Raw genomic sequence first — 3,274 nt, forward strand, 5'->3', positions numbered from 1 at the left:
CTTCCCCTGGAGGTGCCTCGCCCGGGGCGCCGTGCTGTTCAGGGTGTGCGGGCCGCCGTCGCATCCGCGTCGGAAAGTCCCGTACGGGCCGCGGCGGCGCGTTCGTCGGCGGACGCGAGCCAGAAGTACACCGGCGGCAGGCCGAGTTCGAGGACCGTCAGCGGGATCTGGAACCAGTGCGGCATGCCGTGCACCGCGAGGGACAGGACCCGCCCGATGCCGCCGAGGAGGAACACGGCGGTCAGCGCGCGCACCAGGTTCGCCGGGATCGGGGACCGCCGGGCGACCCAGAGCCAGCTGAGCCCGAACCCGAAGAAGATCGCGTTGTAGAACCGCTCCCGGCTGTCCACCGTGGCCCCCGCCGACTCCGCGCCCGGCACGGACGCGACGCCGAGGACCACGTGGTAGATGCCGATGGCCATGCAGGCGTAAGCCATCGCCAGGCAGAGCCACTTGAGCCAACGGGCCTTCGTCATGACGGCCTACCTACCTCTCGGTGTGGGCGACACGCATTGGTGGACACGTGTCCAACAAGCATCAGTGAAGGGTGTTGGTAGACATGTGTCAAGTAAGCTGTGTGCGTGACACCGAACCGGCGCCAGCGCCTCACCCCCGCCGACCGGCGTGCCCAACTCCTCGCCATCGGCGCCGAGTTGTTCGCCGAGCAGCCCTACGACGAGGTCCGGATGGACCAGGTCGCCGCCCGCGCCGGTGTCTCCCGGGCCCTGCTCTACCGCTACTTCCCGAACAAACGGGACCTGTTCACGGCCGTCTACCGGCAGGCCACGGACCGCCTGATCGACACCGTCCGGCTCGACCCCGCGGCCGGCCTGGAACAGCAGCTGCGGGACGGACTCGACGCGCACTTCGACTACTTCACCGCCAACCGGCACGCGGTCCTCGCCGCCAACCGGATCCTCGCGGGCGACGAGACCATCCAGGCGATGATGGCCGACGAGCTGGACGTGATGTGCGAGCGGCTGCTCGACGGCGGCACCCTCGGCGACGCGCCCCGCGAGGCCGTCGGCGCCGTCGTCATGAGCTGGCTGGTCTTCGTCCGGGTGCTCTGCGTCGAATGGCTCGGACAGGAGCAACCCGCCTTCAGCCAGGAGGAGTTGCGGGAGATCTGCATCGGCTCCCTGCTCGGCTCGCTGCGTCCTCTCGTCGACCCTCCGCAGGGCTGACGCACCCGGGTACCTGCCCCGGACTCACTCCCGTACGAACACCCCGATCCCGTTCGGCACCGCCCGCTCCATCCCGCCGCTCGGATGGTTGCGTACGGTCACCGTCGGCGCGCCCGGGTCGCGGGACGCGAGAGTCGAGGAACCGCCGCCGTCCAGGCTGAACGCGTCCCGAGCGCCCAACTCCCGCATCAGCGCGGCCACTTCGGCGATCGTCAGGCCCGTACGGAAGTCCGGCGCGCCGTCCAAGGCGAGCAGATACAGCCGGCGCCCGTCGTCCGAGGCCCCCACGGCCGAGCGCACGGCCGACGTCAGCGTGTCGAGCCCCGCCAGCGGCCGCCCGTCACGCAGCACGGGATAGCCGCCCACAGCGAAGTGGAACGGGCTCGGCGAGTCCGCCGCGACCAGCCGGTGCTGTACCTGGACGCGCTCGCCCACGGCCAGCTTCCGCAGCTGCTGCGCCCCCGACTCGCGGCCGACCAGGACCGTCTCGTGCGCGCCGATGGGCCCGGCGCCCGGCGTGTCGGCGGCGGCGGCGACACGCCCGGCACGGACCGTCACCTCGTACGTGTCCGTACTGCACGGCGCTGCCCGGTCCGTGTCCGTACCGCAGACCGAGCGGAGCCGGGACATCGAGCCCCAGTCCGCGGTGAACGCGCCGACCGAACCGACCGGCAGGGCGTACTGGTTGAGCCCGCCGAGCGGCAGCCGGGCCTGCTCGGTGTGGACCGTGCCCTGCAGGTCGAGGCGGCCGATGCGGGCACGCCGGTCCAGGCCGACGCCGAACACGTCCGGGGTGTGCGTACCCGGCGGCAGGGCGGGCCCGAAGCGCTGGCCGTCCGGCACCGCCGCCTTCAGCTGCCGCCCGTCCGCCACGGCAGGACCGACGGGGGCGCCGGTCGCCTCTACGCCCGGGTGCTGGGCCTCGCTGATGTTGAAGAAGTCCCCGTTCACCGCGGCCACCGCGCCCGCCCTGTCGGCCATCGCGGAGACCGTGCGGCGGGCCGCGACCGCACCGGGGTGCAGCAGGTCGAGCCGGACGCGCGGGTCGCGCAGGTCCACCGTGACCAGATGCGCGCGGGCCGGGCCGTAGGAGGCCGGAACGGTGAAGGAGCGGTACTCGACGCCGGAGGCGACCCGTACGACCGGGGCGTCGCCCCCTCCTCCGGATGCCGCCGCCCCGGCGGGCGCGGCCCCGGCGAGGCCCGCGCCGACCAGGGCAGCACAGGTGAGGGCGGTGACCACGGCTCTGCGCCGCGCCCCGCCGAGAGAGCTTCTGATCCGTCGTGACCGTCCGACCCACGCCGTGCGCAGCACCGCAGACCCCCTGATGCCTCCGGGGCCGCCCCGACACGCCGTGAGCAGCCCGCCCTTGACCGTCATCAAGCCGCAACAGCCCTCAACTGTCCCAGTCGACAGGGGAGTTCACCAGAGTGCGGCACGGGAGGAGAGGCTAGGCGCTCACCGGGCCTGCAAGATCAAAACGACACGGTTCTACGTTCCGACGACACGGGAACGGATCAGGAAACGCACCCCTTCGGGCGCCTCGAGGGAGAAGCGGCTGCCCCGGCCCGGCACCACGTCCACCACGAGCCGGGTATGGCTCCACATAGCGCGTACTGGCTCTTCGACACTCAGAACCCGACGGGCTCCGCCACCCCGTCCACACGCAACGACGCAAGCCGCACGTCGGAGTCGCCGGTGCGGAACCTGGGTCCGCCTCCCCGATCCATGCGGGTCCGCGACTCCCCCAGCCTCCGGCCGGGAGGTGCCCCCAGGCACGCTCCCCCAGCCTCCGGCCGGGGGGGTGCCTCTATGTCTTTCGTCAAGCGAGGCGTGGGGTGCGGGGTTCGTAGAAGGTGCCGTCGCGGAGCATCGCGAAGAGCACGTTGATGCGTTGTCGGGCGAGGCGGAGGAGGGCTTGGGTGTGGGTCTTTCCGCGGGCTCGGCATCGGTCGTAGTAGGTGCGGGAGGCGGGGTCGTGCAGGGCTGCGAACGCGGACAGGAACATCGCGCGTTTGAGCTGGCGGTTGCCGCCTCTGGGCGCGTGTTCGCCATGGATCGAGGTCCCGGACGACTTCGTGGTCGGGGCA

General features: G+C 72.1%; 4 protein-coding genes and 1 pseudogene. 1 reads left to right on the forward strand and 4 read right to left on the reverse strand.

Annotated features, from left to right (window positions below; genetic code table 11):
* Nucleotides 1-38 precede the first annotated feature (38 nt).
* Nucleotides 39-476, reverse strand: coding sequence for a DUF4345 domain-containing protein (locus tag QIT00_RS38605; RefSeq protein ID WP_282540177.1), 438 nt, complete (start codon nucleotides 474-476; stop codon nucleotides 39-41).
* A 105-nt stretch (nucleotides 477-581) separates the two neighbouring features.
* Here QIT00_RS38605 and QIT00_RS38610 point away from each other — a divergent pair, with 105 nt between their 5' ends.
* A complete protein-coding gene (locus QIT00_RS38610) occupies nucleotides 582-1,184 on the forward strand; it encodes a TetR/AcrR family transcriptional regulator (RefSeq protein WP_282540178.1) in 603 nt (200 codons plus the stop codon).
* A gap of 24 nt (nucleotides 1,185-1,208) precedes the next feature.
* On the opposite strand, the gene QIT00_RS38615 is transcribed toward QIT00_RS38610, so the two are convergent.
* The 3 genes and pseudogenes from QIT00_RS38615 to QIT00_RS38625 all read right to left on the reverse strand — a co-directional run.
* Complete coding sequence (locus QIT00_RS38615) at nucleotides 1,209-2,426, reverse strand: phosphodiester glycosidase family protein (RefSeq protein WP_282540179.1); 1,218 nt, start codon at nucleotides 2,424-2,426, stop codon at nucleotides 1,209-1,211.
* Nucleotides 2,427-2,675: 249 nt separating this feature from the next.
* Nucleotides 2,676-3,010 (reverse strand): annotated as a pseudogene (locus tag QIT00_RS38620) (DUF779 domain-containing protein).
* On the reverse strand, nucleotides 3,007-3,274 hold a 268-nt coding region (locus QIT00_RS38625; RefSeq protein ID WP_282540180.1), incomplete at its 5' end, for a transposase. The pseudogene QIT00_RS38620 and the gene QIT00_RS38625, both read right to left, overlap by 4 nt.

The sequence above is a fragment of the Streptomyces luteolus genome (assembly GCF_029968015.1).
In the GTDB taxonomy this organism is placed as follows: domain Bacteria; phylum Actinomycetota; class Actinomycetes; order Streptomycetales; family Streptomycetaceae; genus Streptomyces; species Streptomyces luteolus.